The following is a 13,184-nucleotide window of genomic DNA, read 5'->3' as shown; positions in this document are numbered from 1 at the left end:
CTACCCTGGTCCCATGCGACCCGCGACCGGTGAACAGTACGAACTCGACTTCGGCGACCTGAGCGCCACCATCGTCCAGGTGGGCGCGGGCATCCGGTCGCTCCGTTTCGCGGAATCCGACCTGACCGAACCGTATCCCGCCGAGGACCAGACCCCCTCGGCGTGCGGCATCGTCCTGGTGCCCTGGCCGAACCGCGTGAAGGACGGGCGCTGGGAGTACGAGGGCAGGACGCTGCAGCTCGACCTCACCGAGCCGGCCAAGGGCAACGCCAGCCACGGCCTGCTGCGGCGCCGCCCCTACGAGCTGGTGGATCGGACCGACTCGACGGTCACTCAAGCCGCCGCGATCTACCCCGAGCCCGGCTACCCGTTCGCGCTGGAGACCGCCGTCACCCACGAGCTGCACACCGAGGGGATGTCCGTCACGCACGCGATCACCAACGTCGGCGAGACGGCCGCGCCCGTGGCGGTCGGCGCGCACCCCTACCTCCGCATCGCCGACGTCCCGCCGGAGGAGCTGACGGTGCGCGTCGCCGCGCGCACCCGCTTCGAGACGGACGATCGCAGCAACGTGACGGGGAGGCTCCGGTCGAGGGCACGCCGTACGACCTGTCCGCGGGCCGCCGCGTCAGCGACCTCGACCTCGACACCGGCTACGCCGACCTGCCCGACGGCCCGGTGGAGCACTCGCTCGCCGCCGACGACGGCCGCCGGGTGGTGCTCTGGGGCGACGAGGCGTTCCGCTACGTGCAGGTGTTCACCCACCGGTCGTTCGCGACGAAGCCCGGCGGCGTCGCTCTCGCGATCGAGCCGATGACCGCCCCGGCGAACGCCCTCAACTCCGGTCGTGGCCTCCGCTGGCTGGAGCCGGGAGAGACCTGGGCCGTGAGCTGGGGCATTCGTCCGGAGGGCTTCGGCGGCGAGGCCTACCTGGCCAGCTGGGGGTAGAGCACGCGGACGTCCTCGTGGAGGCGCGACTTCACGCCCCGCGCGACGTCGCCCACGATCGCCTCCGCCTCGTCCGCGGCGACGGCGTCCAGCGCCTCGTCCACGACCTGGCGCGGCGGCACCTTGATGCCCTCCGCGCCCGCGGCCATCTCCGTGTCGACGTACCCGACGTGGACGCCAACCACCTGGATGCCCGCCGGCGCGAGCTCGACACGGGCCGAGTTGCTGGCGGACCAGAGCGCGGCCTTGGTCGCGCTGTACGAACCGGTGGCGTACCAGCTGAGCGCAGAGTGCATGTTCACGATGGCGCCGCCCCCGTTCGCCTCGATGACCGGCGCGAAGGCGCGGGTGACGAGCACCGGACCCCAGTAATTGGTGTCGAGCTCGCGGCGGATCTCGTCGAGGTCGCCGGTCACGAGCGACTGGTTGGATGCGATGCCCGCGTTGTTGACGAGCACGGTCACATCGCCCGCGACCTCGGCCGCGCGGCGGATGCTCTCCGGGTCGGTGACGTCGAGGGGCAGCGGGACGACGCGCGGGTCGTCGATGCCGACGCTCTCCGGCCGACGGGCCGCGGCGTAGACCTTGGTGGCGCCCCGCTCGAGGAGCGCGGCGACGTACGCGGCGCCGAGGCCGCGGTTGGCGCCGGTGACGAGGGCGACGCGTCCGGTGATGTCGGTCATGGGGGAGTCCTTCCGGGAAAAGTAAACCGATCTGTGTATCGGCGTGCTGCCAATGTACACAGATCGGTTTACTTTTCGCAACCGCGCCCGTAGAATCCATTCGTGACCACGACGACCCCCGCCAAGCCGAAGCCCCGCGACCGCGTCCTCGCCGCCGCCGCCCGGCTGTTCGTGCGCGAAGGCGTGAACGCGGTCGGCATCGACCGGATCGCGCAGGAGGCCGAGGTCTCCAAGCGCTCGATCTACCAGCACTTCGACGGCAAGGATGCGGTCGTCGCCACGATGCTCGAGGAATACGGCCCGCAGGTCGTCGCCGGCTACTTCGCGCCCGACAGCGAGGGCACCCCGCGCGAGCGGGCCCTCCATGTCTTCGAGGCGCTGCACGAGGCGGCGCGGGTGAGCGATTTCTACGGCTGCCCGTTCGTCAACGTGGCCACCGAGCTGCGCGACCGCGAGCATCCCGCCGCCGTGGTCGCCCGGCACTTCAAGGGGGAGCTGACCGCGTACTTCGAGCGGCAGGCCGCCGCTGCCGGCGCACGCGACCCGCATCTGCTCGCCGTGCAGCTGACCCTGCTGTTCGACGGCGCATCCGCCAGCGCGGCCATGCGCGGCGGCACTCCCGACGCCGCGCTCCAGGCGGCCGCGCAGCTGTTCGACGCCGCGACCGCTTGAGGCCGGCTATGGCGCGATCGACAGGAAGATGAAGGCCGCGAACAGCACCAGGTGGATGCCGCCCTGCAGCCGTACCGCCCGCCCCTGCACGATCGTGAGGATGCTGACCAGGACCGTGAGGACCAGCAGCACGATCTGACTGGCGCCGAGCCCCAGGTGCAGCGCGCCGGGCAGCCAGATCGACGCCACCGCGATCGCCGGGATGGTGAGCCCGATGCTGGCCATGGCCGAGCCGAGCGCCAGGTTGAGGCTGGTCTGAGTGCGGTTGCGGTTCGCCGCCTTCGCGGCCGCGATGCCCTCCGGCAGCAGCACGAGCAGTGCGATGACGACGCCGACGAACGACTGCGGAAGCCCGATCCCGGTGACCGCCCGCTCGATCGGCGTCGACTCCAGCTTGGCCAGTCCGACCACCGCGACGAGCGAAACGAGCAGGAGACCGAGGCTGATCCACGCCGTCCGGTTGGAGGGGGCGGCGGCGTGGTCGTCCTCGGTCAGCGGCTGTCCCTTGCGTCCGACCGGGAGGAAGAAGTCCCGGTGCGCGACGGTCTGCGTGAAGACGAACATCCCGTACAGCGCCAGTGACGCTATCGCCGCGAAGACCAGCTGCGGTGTCGAGAAGACCGGGCCGGGCGCCGAGGTGAAGCTCGGCAGCACCATGGTCAGCGTCGCGAGCGCTGTCACGGTGGCGAGCGCGGCGCCGCTGCCCTGCGCGTTGAACGCGGTCGACTGCCGGCGGGAGGCGGCGAGCAGCAGCGAGAGCCCGACGATCCCGTTCATCGTGATCATCACGGCGGAGAAGACGGTGTCGCGGGCGAGCTCGGGCGAGTCCTTGCCGGTCGTCATCAGGGTGACGATGAGCGCCACCTCGATGATCGTCACCGCGACCGCGAGCACGAGCGATCCGAACGGCTCCCCGACGCGGTGCGCCACCACCTCCGCGTGCTGCACCGCGGCGAGGACCGTGCCCGCCAGCACCACCGCGATGACGGCGACGGCGACCGAGTTCAGCTCGACCGTCCAGAACGCCACCAGGACCACGACGCCGATGACAGGCACCCCGATCGTCCACCACCGTGCGAGCCAGGAGCCGAGCGCCGTCATGCGTTCCATCCTGCCAGGCGGCCCTGGACGCGGGGAGTGGCGGAGCGGTTGCGGGCCGGCCCCGGCGGGTCCCGTGCCCTCGCCGCCCTTCTCATGGTGGGATGAACCCATGACCGCGAACTGGACCCTCCGCATCGCCGGCACCGCGGGTGTCGCGCTCGCCGTCGCGCTCGCCGTCGCGGGATGCGCGACCCCGAGCTCCGCGCCGACCACGGGCTCGGCATCCGCCTCCGCCTCCGGCACCCCGTCATCCTCGCCGCGGCCGACCGGGACCGCCACCGCGACCGCCACGCCGATCGAGGGCCAGTGCGAGACCTCGAACCTCACCGGGACCATCGGCAAGGGAGGCGGCGGTGCGGCGGGCAGCGTCGAGGTCACCCTCGTCCTGACGAACAACGGCTCCGCGAAGTGCTCGCTGCAGGGCTGGCCGGGCGTGTCGTTCGTCGGCGACGGCAACGGCACCCAGCTCGGCAAGCCGGCGGACTTCGACCGCAGCACCCCGCATCCCACCGTCGTGCTGCAGCCGGGCGGGACCGCGCAGGCACCGCTCCGGATCACCCAGGCGCTCAACTACCCGGAGGCCGACTGCGGACCCAAGCCGGCCGACGGCTTCCGCGTCTACCCGCCCGGGTCGACCGAGTCGCTGTTCGTCAAGGACTCCGACTTCACGGCCTGCACCTCCGACTCCATCGGGCTGCTGCAGGTCGGCGCGCTCGTCGGGAGCTGACGCCCTCGGTCAGGAGCAGACGCGCGCGATCGCGCCCTGCCACGACTCGCTGACCCCGCTGAGGGCGTCCTCGACGGTGCCTCGGGCCGCGCCGGCGTATGCCCCCGCGGGAGCAGCGGCGTAGGCCTGGATGCTGTCGGACAACCGGTCGAGCGCGCCACGAACCGGACTCAGCGCCGACTCCACCGCGGGCGTCGCGATGTCCTGGGTGCGCGCGTCGAAGGCGGTGACCGCCGAGCGGATGGCGCGGGCCGACTCCACATCCGGGGCGGCCATCGGCAGACGCTCCTGCAGGGTCGCCTCGAGGGCGTGCCGTGCGCTCCGGATGGTGGTGCAGTCCCTCCCGCGCTCGGCCGACGCCTCGGAGAACAACGGGAACTCCGTCCGCAGCGACGCCGACAGCAGCAGCCCGGCCACCACGCAGCCGGCGACGAGGGCGGCGGCGGCAGGCCACACGGTGGCGAGCAGTGATCGACGAGTGGACATCCCACCCGTATGGACGCGGGCGGTCTCCGTTCGTGACGCGGTCGCGCGCGACGCCGGCGTCGACGTCGCGTCCTGCTCGAGCTCCAGCGGCTCGGGGGAGGTGGCGGCCACGCCTTCACCGTAGTGGGGGTGGGTGAACAGTTCGTTGCACGATTGCGAGGTCCTTCCTTGTGGGGCCTCTGCCGATACCCTGAGCACGTGCGCACCGCCCCTCGCCCCGCCGGCCCGGCCACGCCCGGCTGGCTGGTCCGTCTGGTCGTGGTGACGGCGCTGGTCGGCGTCGGCGCGGGGATCGGCGGAGGCCTGGTCTACCTAGGACTCCACGCCCTGCAGCATCTGGCGTTCGGCTACTCGGAGGGCGACTTCTACGAGGGCCTGCTGGACGCCCCTCCCGTCAACCGCGTCGTCGCGCTCGCCGTGGCGGGGGTCGTCGGCGCCGTCGGGTGGTTCCTGCTGCGCCGCTGGGGCCGGCGGGTGCCGCAGCACGCGGTCGTGTCGGTCGAGCAGTCCGTGAACGGGCGCAGGATGCCGCCCTTCGTCACGATCGCCAACGCGGCGCTGCAGGTGATCATCGTCGGCCTCGGCGCCTCGATCGGCCGCGAGGTTGCTCCGCGGGAGCTCGGCGCGCTGTGGGCCGGCTGGCTGGCGGAGCGTGCCGGTGTCTCGGCGCGGGAGCGGCGCATCCTCGTCGCCTGCGGTGCGGGAGCCGGCCTCGCCGCGGTCTACAACGTCCCGTTCGGCGGCGCGGTGTTCGCCGTCGAGATCCTGCTGGCCGAGGTCAGCTTCGCGACCGTACTGCCCGCCTTCGCGACCTCGGCGGTCGCCGCGCTGGTGGCCCGGATCGTCGTCCCGGCCAACCCGCTGTACGCGGTCCCGGCGCTCCACGTCACGCCGTCGGTCGTTGTCTGGTCGGTGCTCGCCGGCCCGCTGATCGGCCTCGCCGCGGTCGGCTTCGTCCGCTCCGCCCGCTTCGCGCAGGACCACCGCCCACGCTCCTGGGGCATCCTCGTCGCCATGCCGCTGACGTTCGTCGCGGTCGGCGTCGTCGCGCTGTGGCTGCCCGCCATCCTCGGCAACGGCCGGGCGCTCGGGCAGCTGGCGTTCGCCGCGTCCCTCCCGGTGCTCCTGATCCTGCTGATGAGCGTCGTCAAGGCGGCGGCGACCGTCGGCACGATCGGCGCGGGCGCGGCCGGCGGCACGCTGACCCCGTCGCTGGCGATCGGCGCGGGCCTGGGGCTCGCGGGAGGCGCGGCCTGGAACCTCCTGTGGCCGGGCGCCGAGCTGCCGGCGTTCGCCGTGATCGGCGCGGCGGCGTTCCTCGCCGTGACCATGCGCGCGCCGATCACGGCGCTGCTGCTGACGCTGGAGTTCACGAACCAGGGGCCGGACCTGCTGGCGCCGGTGATGCTGTGCATAGCGGGCGCGGTCGCGGTCGGCTACGTGCTGGAGCGGTCGCGGGTCACGGGCGTCGCCTGACCGGCTCGTGGTCCTAGTAGTGGTAGCGCGCCTGCAGGACGATCACGTACGAGTCGTCCACGAGGTACACGAGCCGATTCGCTTCATCGATGCGACGTGACCACGCTCCGGCAAGCGCATGCTTCAGCGGCTCGGGCTTGCCCACGCCCTCGAACGGGTCGTCCCGAAGAATGTCCTCGATCAGCAGATTGATCCGCTTCAGCGTTCGCCGGTCCTGGCCCTGCCAGTAGACGTAGTCCTCCCAGGCGCCGGCAGTCCAGGCCAGCCTCCGGTCACTCACCGGTGAGGCCGTGCTCGGTCACATCACCGGCGCGGGCGCTTTCGATGGCATCGACCAGGCGGCGTGCGTTCTTGGGGGAGCGCAGAAGGTATGTGGTCTCGACGAGCGAGTCGTACTCGTCTTTCGACATGAGAACCGCCGACCCTCGCTTCGAGGTGATCTCGATCTCGGTCTGGTCGAGGTTGACCTGCTCGATCAGTCCGAACAGATCGCTGCGCGCCTCGCTGGCGGTGATAGCCATGTGATCCTCCAAAGTGGTACAAGATATCGTACCACTCTGGAAACGACGCGAAGGGGAGGGTGGGCCCGGTGGGGCTCGAACCCACGACCCGCGGATTAAAAGTCCGATGCTCTGCCAACTGAGCTACAGGCCCTCGTCTCCAATCTAGCGTGGATTCGCCCGGCCGTCCGACGGGGGAGAATGGGTGGATGTCCGATCGCTTCCACAAGCCGGCGCTGTTCACCAGTGGCATGTTCGAGGCTTTCATGGGCGGGGAGGACCCCGCCCAGATCAGCCGCGTCGCCCACGAGACCGCACGGGCGCTGCTCGCGCGCGTGCGCGAGAATCCCGATCCGGAGGTCGTCGCCCGGCTCGTCGCCTTCACGGACGAGCACGGGATCGACGCCCTCGCCGAGCTGTGGTCGCGGTCCAACCCCAAGAGCCTGCCGGGGGCGCTGTGGCGGATCTACCTGCTGCGGCTGCTGATCCGGCAGGACGCAGAGGGCACCGCGTACCTGTACCAGCGCGGCACCGAAGTCCTCACCTCCATCGACCCGGTCATCGCCGGAGCGCCGACGCCGGCGGGACCGGCCGAGATCACCGAGCTGGCCGATCGCATCCTGCGGGGGCTGTTCGAGGGGGACTTCGCCGTCGCCCTCGACCGCGCCGCCGCGTTCTGCCGGGTCGCCGCCGCCGGGGCCGCGTCGGTCGCGGACGATCGCGACGTCCTCGATCCGGAGCGGGCGAGCGAGCTCACCACCCGCGCGCTGCGGTTCACGCGCACTGCGGAGGAGCTGGGCGCCTGCGCGCGGCTGTGGCGGTCAGACTCCCTGGACTGAGCACCGGCTCCCGCGAGGTCAACCCCCGAGCGCGCATCGGCGTTCTCCCGCTGCGAACGCCACGCCCGGCGGTGGGCGCCGACCCTCCTGTACTATGGATGTCGCCGGGCCGCAGTAACCCCGGGCTCCAAAACTAGCCGCTTCGAGCGGCCTCGCGCCGAGAGGCGTTCTGCGGCCCGGCACTTCTCATGAGAGCGGAGACGACGTGGACGACGCCCCTGCCGGCGATCTCGACGATCTCCTGCTGCGTACGGCCACCGGCGACCAGGAGGCGTTCTCTCGCTTCTATGACGCGACCGCCCCACGGGTCCTCGGCCTCATCCGCCGCCTGCTGATCGACGCGGCGCAGTCCGAGGAGGTCGCGCAGGAGGTCTTCCTCGAGGCGTGGCAATCCGCTCCGCGGTTCGATCCGAATAAGGGTCGAGCGCAGACGTGGATCATGACCATGGCCCACCGGCGCGCCGTCGACCGGATCCGGGCGTCGCAGGCGTCCCGGGACCGCGACACGGCCGTCGGCATCCGCGATCTCCCCACCGCGTACGACCAGGTGGCCGAGACCGTGGAGGTTCGCGTGGAGCACGAGAGGGTGGAGGTGGCCATGCGAGCGCTGAGCGAGCCGCAACGCCGGGCCGTCGCCCTCGCCTACTACGGCGGCCTCAGCCAATCCGAGGTCGCCGCCGAGCTCGGCATCCCCTTGGGCACAGCCAAGACTCGGCTGCGCGATGCGATGATACGGCTGCGACAAGAACTGGGGGTGACGACATGAACGACGAGCACGACCGCGAGGACGCGCGCCTGGGCTATCGCCTCGGGGCCGCGGACGAACAGGAGGCCGCCGTGTTCGAGGATGTCGCCGCCCAGCTGGCCCTCACCGTGGAGCCCGTGCAACCGCGTCCGGAGCTGAAGGCCGCGCTGTTCGCGAAGCTCGCCCAGACCCCGCAGCAGGCGCCGACTCCGCAACTGCCTGCTCAGGATGCGCCTGCGCTGGACGCGCCGGTTCAGGATGCGCCGCCCACGCCGGCCCCAGCGGCTCCCGGCCCCGCCGAGCGCGCCGCCCAGCGCCGCTGGTTCCAGCGTCCCAGCCTCATCCTCGGGGCAGCTGCCGCGGCCGTCCTGCTCTTCATCGGGGGCGCCTTCGTCGGCTCGGCCCTGTCGGGGACGAACTCCTACACCTCCCAGCAGGCGTCGGCTCTCGCCCAGATCAACGCCGCCTCCGATGTGCAGCACGCCACCGCGGACGTCGCAGGCGGCGGAACCGCCACCCTGGTCTGGTCAGGCGAGCTCGGCAAGTCCGCGCTCGTCGCCAACGACCTCCCCGCCCTCCCCGGCGACAAGACCTATGAGCTCTGGTACATCCGCGACGGCCAGGCCACCCCCGCCGGCACCATGGAATCCGAGGGCACCGGCTCCACCTGGCGCGTGCTGAGCGGCAAGATGTCCGCGGGCGACACGGTCGGCGTCACCGTCGAGCCGCGCGGAGGCTCCAAGAAGCCCACCACCGACCCCATCGTGGCCATCTCCTCCTGACCCGGCCCCCGAGTACAGGAAAAACGTCGCCCCGCGAATGCGGAGGCGACGTTTTTGCTGTGCTCGGCGGCTAGCGGATCATCCGAAGCGGCCGGAGACGTAGTCCTCGGTGGCCTGCACGGACGGGTTCGAGAAGATCTGGTTCGTGTCGTTGTACTCGATGAGCTTGCCCGGCTTGCCGGTGCCCGCGATGTTGAAGAACGCGGTGCGGTCGGAGACCCGGCTCGCCTGCTGCATGTTGTGGGTCACGATCACGATCGTGTAGTCGTTCTTCAGCTCCTCGATCAGGTCCTCGATCGCGAGAGTCGAGATCGGGTCGAGGGCCGAGCACGGCTCGTCCATCAGCAGCACGTCGGGGGAGACCGCGATCGCGCGGGCGATGCACAGACGCTGCTGCTGGCCGCCGGAGAGGCCGGAGCCCGGGAGGTTCAGGCGGTCCTTGACCTCGTTCCACAGGTTGGCGCCCTGGAGCGACTTCTCGACCAGGTCGTCGGACTCGCTCTTGGACATCCGGCGGTTGTTGAGCTTCACTCCGGCGAGGACGTTGTCCCGGATGCTCATGGTCGGGAACGGGTTGGGACGCTGGAACACCATCCCGACCTGGCGGCGGACGAGCACCGGGTCGACGCCCGCGCCGTACAGGTTGTTGCCGTCGATCAGCACCTCGCCCTCGACGTACGCGCCGGGGATGACCTCGTGCATGCGGTTGAGCGTGCGGAGGAAGGTCGACTTGCCGCAGCCGGACGGGCCGATGAAAGCGGTGACGGTGCGGGGCTCGATGGTGAGCGACACGCCTTCGACGGCGCGGAAGTTGCCGTAGTAGACGTTGAGGTCGTTGACTTCGATGCGCTTGGACATTTCTTCCTTAGCTTCGGGTGGTTGACGGCTCAGCGGCCGTACTTGGGGGCGAAGGCCTTGGCGATGATGCGACCGATGAGGTTGAGCAGCATCACGATGATGATGAGGGCGAGCGCGCCGGTCCAGGCGCGGTCGATGGAGGCCTGCGCGTGCAGACCGGCCGCCTGCGTGTACTGCGTGTACACGAACACCGGGAGGCTCATCATCCGGTCGTTGAACAGGTCGTAGTTCATGCTCGTGGTGAAGCCGGCGACGATGAGCAGCGGAGCCGTCTCGCCGATGACGCGGGCGATCGCGAGCATGACGCCGGTGACGAGCCCGGCGACGGACGTCGGCAGCACGACCTTCAGAACGGTCAGCCACTTCGGCACGCCGAGGGCGAGCGACGCCTCGCGCAGCTCGTTCGGCACGATCCGCAGGATCTCCTCGCTCGACCGCACCACCACCGGGATCATCAGCACCGACAGGGCGATCGAGCCCATGAAGCCGTTGCGGATGCCGGGGCCGAAGAACAGCGCGAAGAGCGCGTACGCGAACAGACCGGCCACGATCGAGGGGATGCCGGTCATGACGTCGACGAAGAACGTGATGCCGCGGGCGAGCATCCCGCGGCCGTACTCCACCAGGTAGATCGAGGTGAGCAGGCCGATCGGGACCGAGATGAGCGCGGCCATGAGGGTGATCTCGAGCGTTCCGACGATGGCGTGCAGCGCGCCGCCGCCCTCGCCGATGACGTTGCGCATCGACTGCGTGAAGAACGCGACGTCGAAGCGGGCGAGGCCCTGGGCCACGACGGTCCAGGCCAGGGAGATCAGGGGGAGCAGCGCGATGATGAAGGCGGTCGCGACGAGCGAGGTGACCAGCCGGTCCATCGCCTTGCGCGGTCCCTCGACCAGCAGCGAGGTCGTGTAGATCGCGACGTCGAAGAGCACGGTGCCGAAGAAGATCGCCCCGACGATGTTGAAGTCCTTCGTCGCGCCGCTGGCGGCCAGGATGGCGAAGATCGCGCCGAAGACCAGCCACGAGACGACGAGCATCGTCCACGGGGTCCAGCGGGGCAGCTTGCCCGCGGTGTACGAGTTGGCGAGCGGACGGGGGGCGGTGGCGGTGGTGGTGGCCATCAGTTCGCTCCAGAGAAGGCCTTGCGGCGGCTGACGATGTAGCGGGCGAGCATGTTGATGAGCAGGGTCACCACGAACAGCACCAGACCGGATGCGATGAGCGCGTTCACGCCGATGCCGGTCGCTTCGGGGAACTGCAGGGCGATGTTCGCCGCGATCGTGTTCGGGCTCTGCGCCTGCAGCACCGCGAACTTCACGATCAGGGCGGGCGAGAGCACCATCGCGATCGCCAGCGTCTCGCCGAGGGCGCGGCCGAGGCCGAGCATCATCGCGGACACGATGCCGCTGCGGGCGAAGGGCAGCACGGCCATCTTCACCATCTCCCAGCGGGTCGCGCCGAGCGCGAGCGCGGCCTCCTCGTGGAGGCGCGGGGTCTGCAGGAAGATCTCGCGGCAGATCGCGGTCATGATCGGGATGACCATGACGGCGAGCACGAGGGCGGCGGTGAGGATGGTGCGGCCGGTGCCGGAGACGGGCGGCGCGAAGAAGGGGATCCAGCCGAGGTTGTCCCCGAGCCAGACGTAGAACGGCTGGACGAACGACGACAGCGTCGCGATGCCCCAGAGGCCGAAGACCACGGACGGAACCGCGGCGAGCAGGTCGATGATGTAACCGAGCACCGACGCGACCCGGCGGGGCGCGTAGTGCGAGATGAAGAGGGCGATGCCGAGGGAGAGCGGCGTCGCGATCAGCAGGGCGATGACGGCGGCCCAGATGGTGCCGAAGACGAGCGGCCAGACCCACGACCAGAAGTTGGTGGCGTTGTTGGGCAGCTCGCCGGCGCCGGCGAAGAGGGCCGGGATGCTCTGCACGACGAGGAAGATGGCGACCGCGGCGAGCGTCGCGAGGATCAGGGATCCCGCGACGATGGTGCTGGTCGAGAAGACACGATCCCCGAGGCGGATCTTCGCCTTGGGTCTGATCGCTCCTACGGTTCCGGCGGTCATTCCTTGCTTTCTCTCATCGGGTGCGCCGCCTGTCCGGCGGCTGAGGGTGGGAGCGCCGCTCGGCCCGGGCTGACGAGCAGCCCAGGCCGAGCGGGTGGTGCCTTACTTGATGCTGGCAGCGGCCTTCGAGACCTTGTCGGCCAGGTCGCTCGCGAGCGGGGCGGAGCCGGCCTGCTCGGCGGCGGCCTTCTGCGCGTCGCCCGAGATGACGTAGTCCACGTAGCCCTTCACCAGGTCGGCCTTGGTGGAGTCCTTGTACTCCTGGCAGGCGATGATGTAGGAGACGAGGACCAGCGGCCAGGCGCCCTTGCTGGTGTCCTTGCGGTCGATCTGGATGGCCAGGTCGTTGGCCTCACGGCCGTCGGCGATCGGCGAGGCGGCGACCACGGCGGCAGCACCGTCGGCGCTGATCTTCTCGTAGTTGTCGCCGACCTTGAGCTGGGCGATGCTGAGGCCCGCGGAGCCCGACTCGTCGATGTAGGTGATCGAGTTCTTCGCGTTCTTGGTGGCGTCCGCGACACCCGAGGTGCCCTTCGCGGCGTCGCCGACCTGGAACGGGAAGGTCTGGGAGGCCGGAGCGGTCCAGACGTCGGCAGCGTTGGCCGCCAGGTACTCGGTGAAGTTCTGCGTGGTGCCCGAGTCGTCGGAGCGGTGCACGACCGTGATCGGGGCCGACGGGAGGGTGGCGTCCTTGTTCTGGTCCTTGATCTTCGCGTCGTCCCAGGTGGTGATCTTGCCCGAGAAGATGCCGGCGATGGTCGCGGCGTCGAGCTTGAGGTCCTTCACGCCGTCGACGTTGTACGCGATGGCGATCGGGGAGATGTAGACGGGGAGGTCGATGCCCTTGCTGTTCGCGGCGCAGCCGGCGAAGGTCGAGGACAGCTCCTCGGGCTTGAGCGCGGCGTCCGAGCCGGCGAAGTCCGCGGCACCGGAGATGAAGCTCTTGCGGCCGGCGCCCGAACCCTGCGGGTCGTAGTTGATGGTGGCCTTGGGGTTGGCCTGCTGGAAGCCGGCGGCCCAGACGGTCTGCGCGGCGCCCTGAGCGGACGAACCGATGCCGTTCAGCGTGCCGGAGTAGTTGGTGGCCTTGGCCGTCGTGGTCGACGGGGTGCTGCCCTCGTTCGACGCACACGCGGTGAGGGAGATGGCGGCGGCGGCGAGCAGTGCCACGGGAGCGCCGATGCGCTTGAGATTCACAGTTGTCCCTTTCGGGGTCAGTAACAACAGGACTGGGGTCGGTGCGACCCGCCAGACAAGCTATTCGCGGTGTCTGTCCAGCGTCCCCCGCAGCGGTAAACG

General features: G+C 70.4%; 15 protein-coding genes, 1 tRNA gene and 1 pseudogene. 7 read left to right on the top strand and 10 right to left on the bottom strand.

Annotation, left to right across the window (positions count from 1 at the left end; genetic code table 11):
• Positions 1-13: 13 nt before the first annotated feature.
• Positions 14-948, top strand: a pseudogene (locus tag ACRAWB_RS09075) (aldose 1-epimerase family protein).
• Here the strand turns inward: ACRAWB_RS09075 and ACRAWB_RS09070 are convergent.
• A complete protein-coding gene (locus tag ACRAWB_RS09070) occupies positions 927-1,631 on the bottom strand; it encodes an SDR family oxidoreductase (RefSeq protein WP_431353038.1) in 705 nt (234 codons plus the stop codon). The pseudogene ACRAWB_RS09075 and the gene ACRAWB_RS09070 overlap by 22 nt on opposite strands.
• 102 nt (positions 1,632-1,733) lie before the next feature.
• Here ACRAWB_RS09070 and ACRAWB_RS09065 point away from each other — a divergent pair, with 102 nt between their 5' ends.
• A complete protein-coding gene (locus ACRAWB_RS09065) occupies positions 1,734-2,303 on the top strand; it encodes a TetR/AcrR family transcriptional regulator (protein ID WP_431353037.1) in 570 nt (189 codons plus the stop codon).
• A gap of 6 nt (positions 2,304-2,309) precedes the next feature.
• On the opposite strand, the gene ACRAWB_RS09060 is transcribed toward ACRAWB_RS09065, so the two are convergent.
• Positions 2,310-3,404 carry a calcium:proton antiporter gene (locus tag ACRAWB_RS09060; protein WP_431353036.1) on the bottom strand — a complete coding sequence of 365 codons (1,095 nt, stop codon included), beginning with the start codon at positions 3,402-3,404 and terminating at the stop codon, positions 2,310-2,312.
• Positions 3,405-3,513: 109 nt separating this feature from the next.
• On the opposite strand from ACRAWB_RS09060, the gene ACRAWB_RS09055 reads away from it, so the two are divergent.
• Entirely contained in the window at positions 3,514-4,131 is a 618-nt protein-coding gene (locus ACRAWB_RS09055; protein WP_431353035.1) for a DUF4232 domain-containing protein, read from the top strand.
• Between the two features lie 9 nt (positions 4,132-4,140).
• Here the strand turns inward: ACRAWB_RS09055 and ACRAWB_RS09050 are convergent, their stop codons facing one another.
• Entirely contained in the window at positions 4,141-4,728 is a 588-nt protein-coding gene (locus tag ACRAWB_RS09050) for a transporter (protein WP_431353034.1), read from the bottom strand.
• Between the two features lie 87 nt (positions 4,729-4,815).
• On the opposite strand from ACRAWB_RS09050, the gene ACRAWB_RS09045 reads away from it, so the two are divergent.
• Positions 4,816-6,093: a chloride channel protein gene (locus tag ACRAWB_RS09045; RefSeq protein ID WP_431353033.1), complete on the top strand. Its 1,278-nt coding sequence runs from the start codon at positions 4,816-4,818 to the stop codon at positions 6,091-6,093.
• Between the two features lie 13 nt (positions 6,094-6,106).
• Here the strand turns inward: ACRAWB_RS09045 and ACRAWB_RS09040 are convergent, their stop codons facing one another.
• The 3 genes from ACRAWB_RS09040 to ACRAWB_RS09030 all read right to left on the bottom strand — a co-directional run bounded on the left by ACRAWB_RS09040 (position 6,107) and on the right by ACRAWB_RS09030 (position 6,747).
• Positions 6,107-6,373 (bottom strand): Txe/YoeB family addiction module toxin, encoded by a 267-nt coding sequence (locus tag ACRAWB_RS09040; protein WP_431353032.1) that lies wholly within the window; start codon positions 6,371-6,373, stop codon positions 6,107-6,109.
• Positions 6,366-6,614, bottom strand: a complete 249-nt coding sequence (locus ACRAWB_RS09035) for a type II toxin-antitoxin system Phd/YefM family antitoxin (protein WP_363805251.1) — start codon at positions 6,612-6,614, stop codon at positions 6,366-6,368. Before ACRAWB_RS09035 ends, ACRAWB_RS09040 begins: the two co-directional genes overlap by 8 nt.
• A 60-nt stretch (positions 6,615-6,674) precedes the next feature.
• Positions 6,675-6,747, bottom strand: a tRNA-Lys gene (locus ACRAWB_RS09030).
• Between the two features lie 55 nt (positions 6,748-6,802).
• Between ACRAWB_RS09030 and ACRAWB_RS09025 the strand changes: the two genes are divergently transcribed.
• The 3 genes from ACRAWB_RS09025 (at position 6,803) to ACRAWB_RS09015 (ending at position 8,959) form a co-directional block, all read left to right on the top strand.
• Positions 6,803-7,432, top strand: coding sequence for a DNA-directed RNA polymerase subunit beta (locus ACRAWB_RS09025; protein WP_431353031.1), 630 nt, complete (start codon positions 6,803-6,805; stop codon positions 7,430-7,432).
• Between the two features lie 205 nt (positions 7,433-7,637).
• Positions 7,638-8,198 (top strand): ECF RNA polymerase sigma factor SigK, encoded by a 561-nt coding sequence (gene sigK, locus ACRAWB_RS09020; protein ID WP_431353030.1) that lies wholly within the window; start codon positions 7,638-7,640, stop codon positions 8,196-8,198.
• Positions 8,195-8,959 (top strand): anti-sigma factor domain-containing protein, encoded by a 765-nt coding sequence (locus tag ACRAWB_RS09015; RefSeq protein WP_431353029.1) that lies wholly within the window; start codon positions 8,195-8,197, stop codon positions 8,957-8,959. Before sigK ends, ACRAWB_RS09015 begins: the two co-directional genes overlap by 4 nt.
• A 78-nt stretch (positions 8,960-9,037) precedes the next feature.
• Here the strand turns inward: ACRAWB_RS09015 and pstB are convergent, their stop codons facing one another.
• The 4 genes from pstB to pstS form a co-directional block, all read right to left on the bottom strand.
• Positions 9,038-9,817, bottom strand: a complete 780-nt coding sequence (pstB, locus tag ACRAWB_RS09010) for a phosphate ABC transporter ATP-binding protein PstB (RefSeq protein ID WP_431353028.1) — start codon at positions 9,815-9,817, stop codon at positions 9,038-9,040.
• A 29-nt stretch (positions 9,818-9,846) separates the two neighbouring features.
• Positions 9,847-10,938, bottom strand: a complete 1,092-nt coding sequence (gene pstA, locus ACRAWB_RS09005; RefSeq protein ID WP_431353027.1) for a phosphate ABC transporter permease PstA — start codon at positions 10,936-10,938, stop codon at positions 9,847-9,849.
• Entirely contained in the window at positions 10,938-11,885 is a 948-nt protein-coding gene (gene pstC, locus ACRAWB_RS09000; RefSeq protein WP_363805245.1) for a phosphate ABC transporter permease subunit PstC, read from the bottom strand. Before pstC ends, pstA begins: the two co-directional genes overlap by 1 nt.
• Positions 11,886-11,987: 102 nt before the next feature.
• On the bottom strand, positions 11,988-13,082 hold the full coding sequence (gene pstS, locus ACRAWB_RS08995) for a phosphate ABC transporter substrate-binding protein PstS (protein WP_431353026.1): 1,095 nt from the start codon (positions 13,080-13,082) through the stop codon (positions 11,988-11,990).
• Positions 13,083-13,184 lie beyond the last annotated feature (102 nt).

This window comes from Leifsonia poae (assembly GCF_050632865.1).
Taxonomy (GTDB): domain Bacteria; phylum Actinomycetota; class Actinomycetes; order Actinomycetales; family Microbacteriaceae; genus Leifsonia; species Leifsonia poae_B.
The sequence above is the reverse complement of the archived record's forward strand: the minus strand, read 5'-3'. Positions and strand labels throughout refer to the sequence as shown.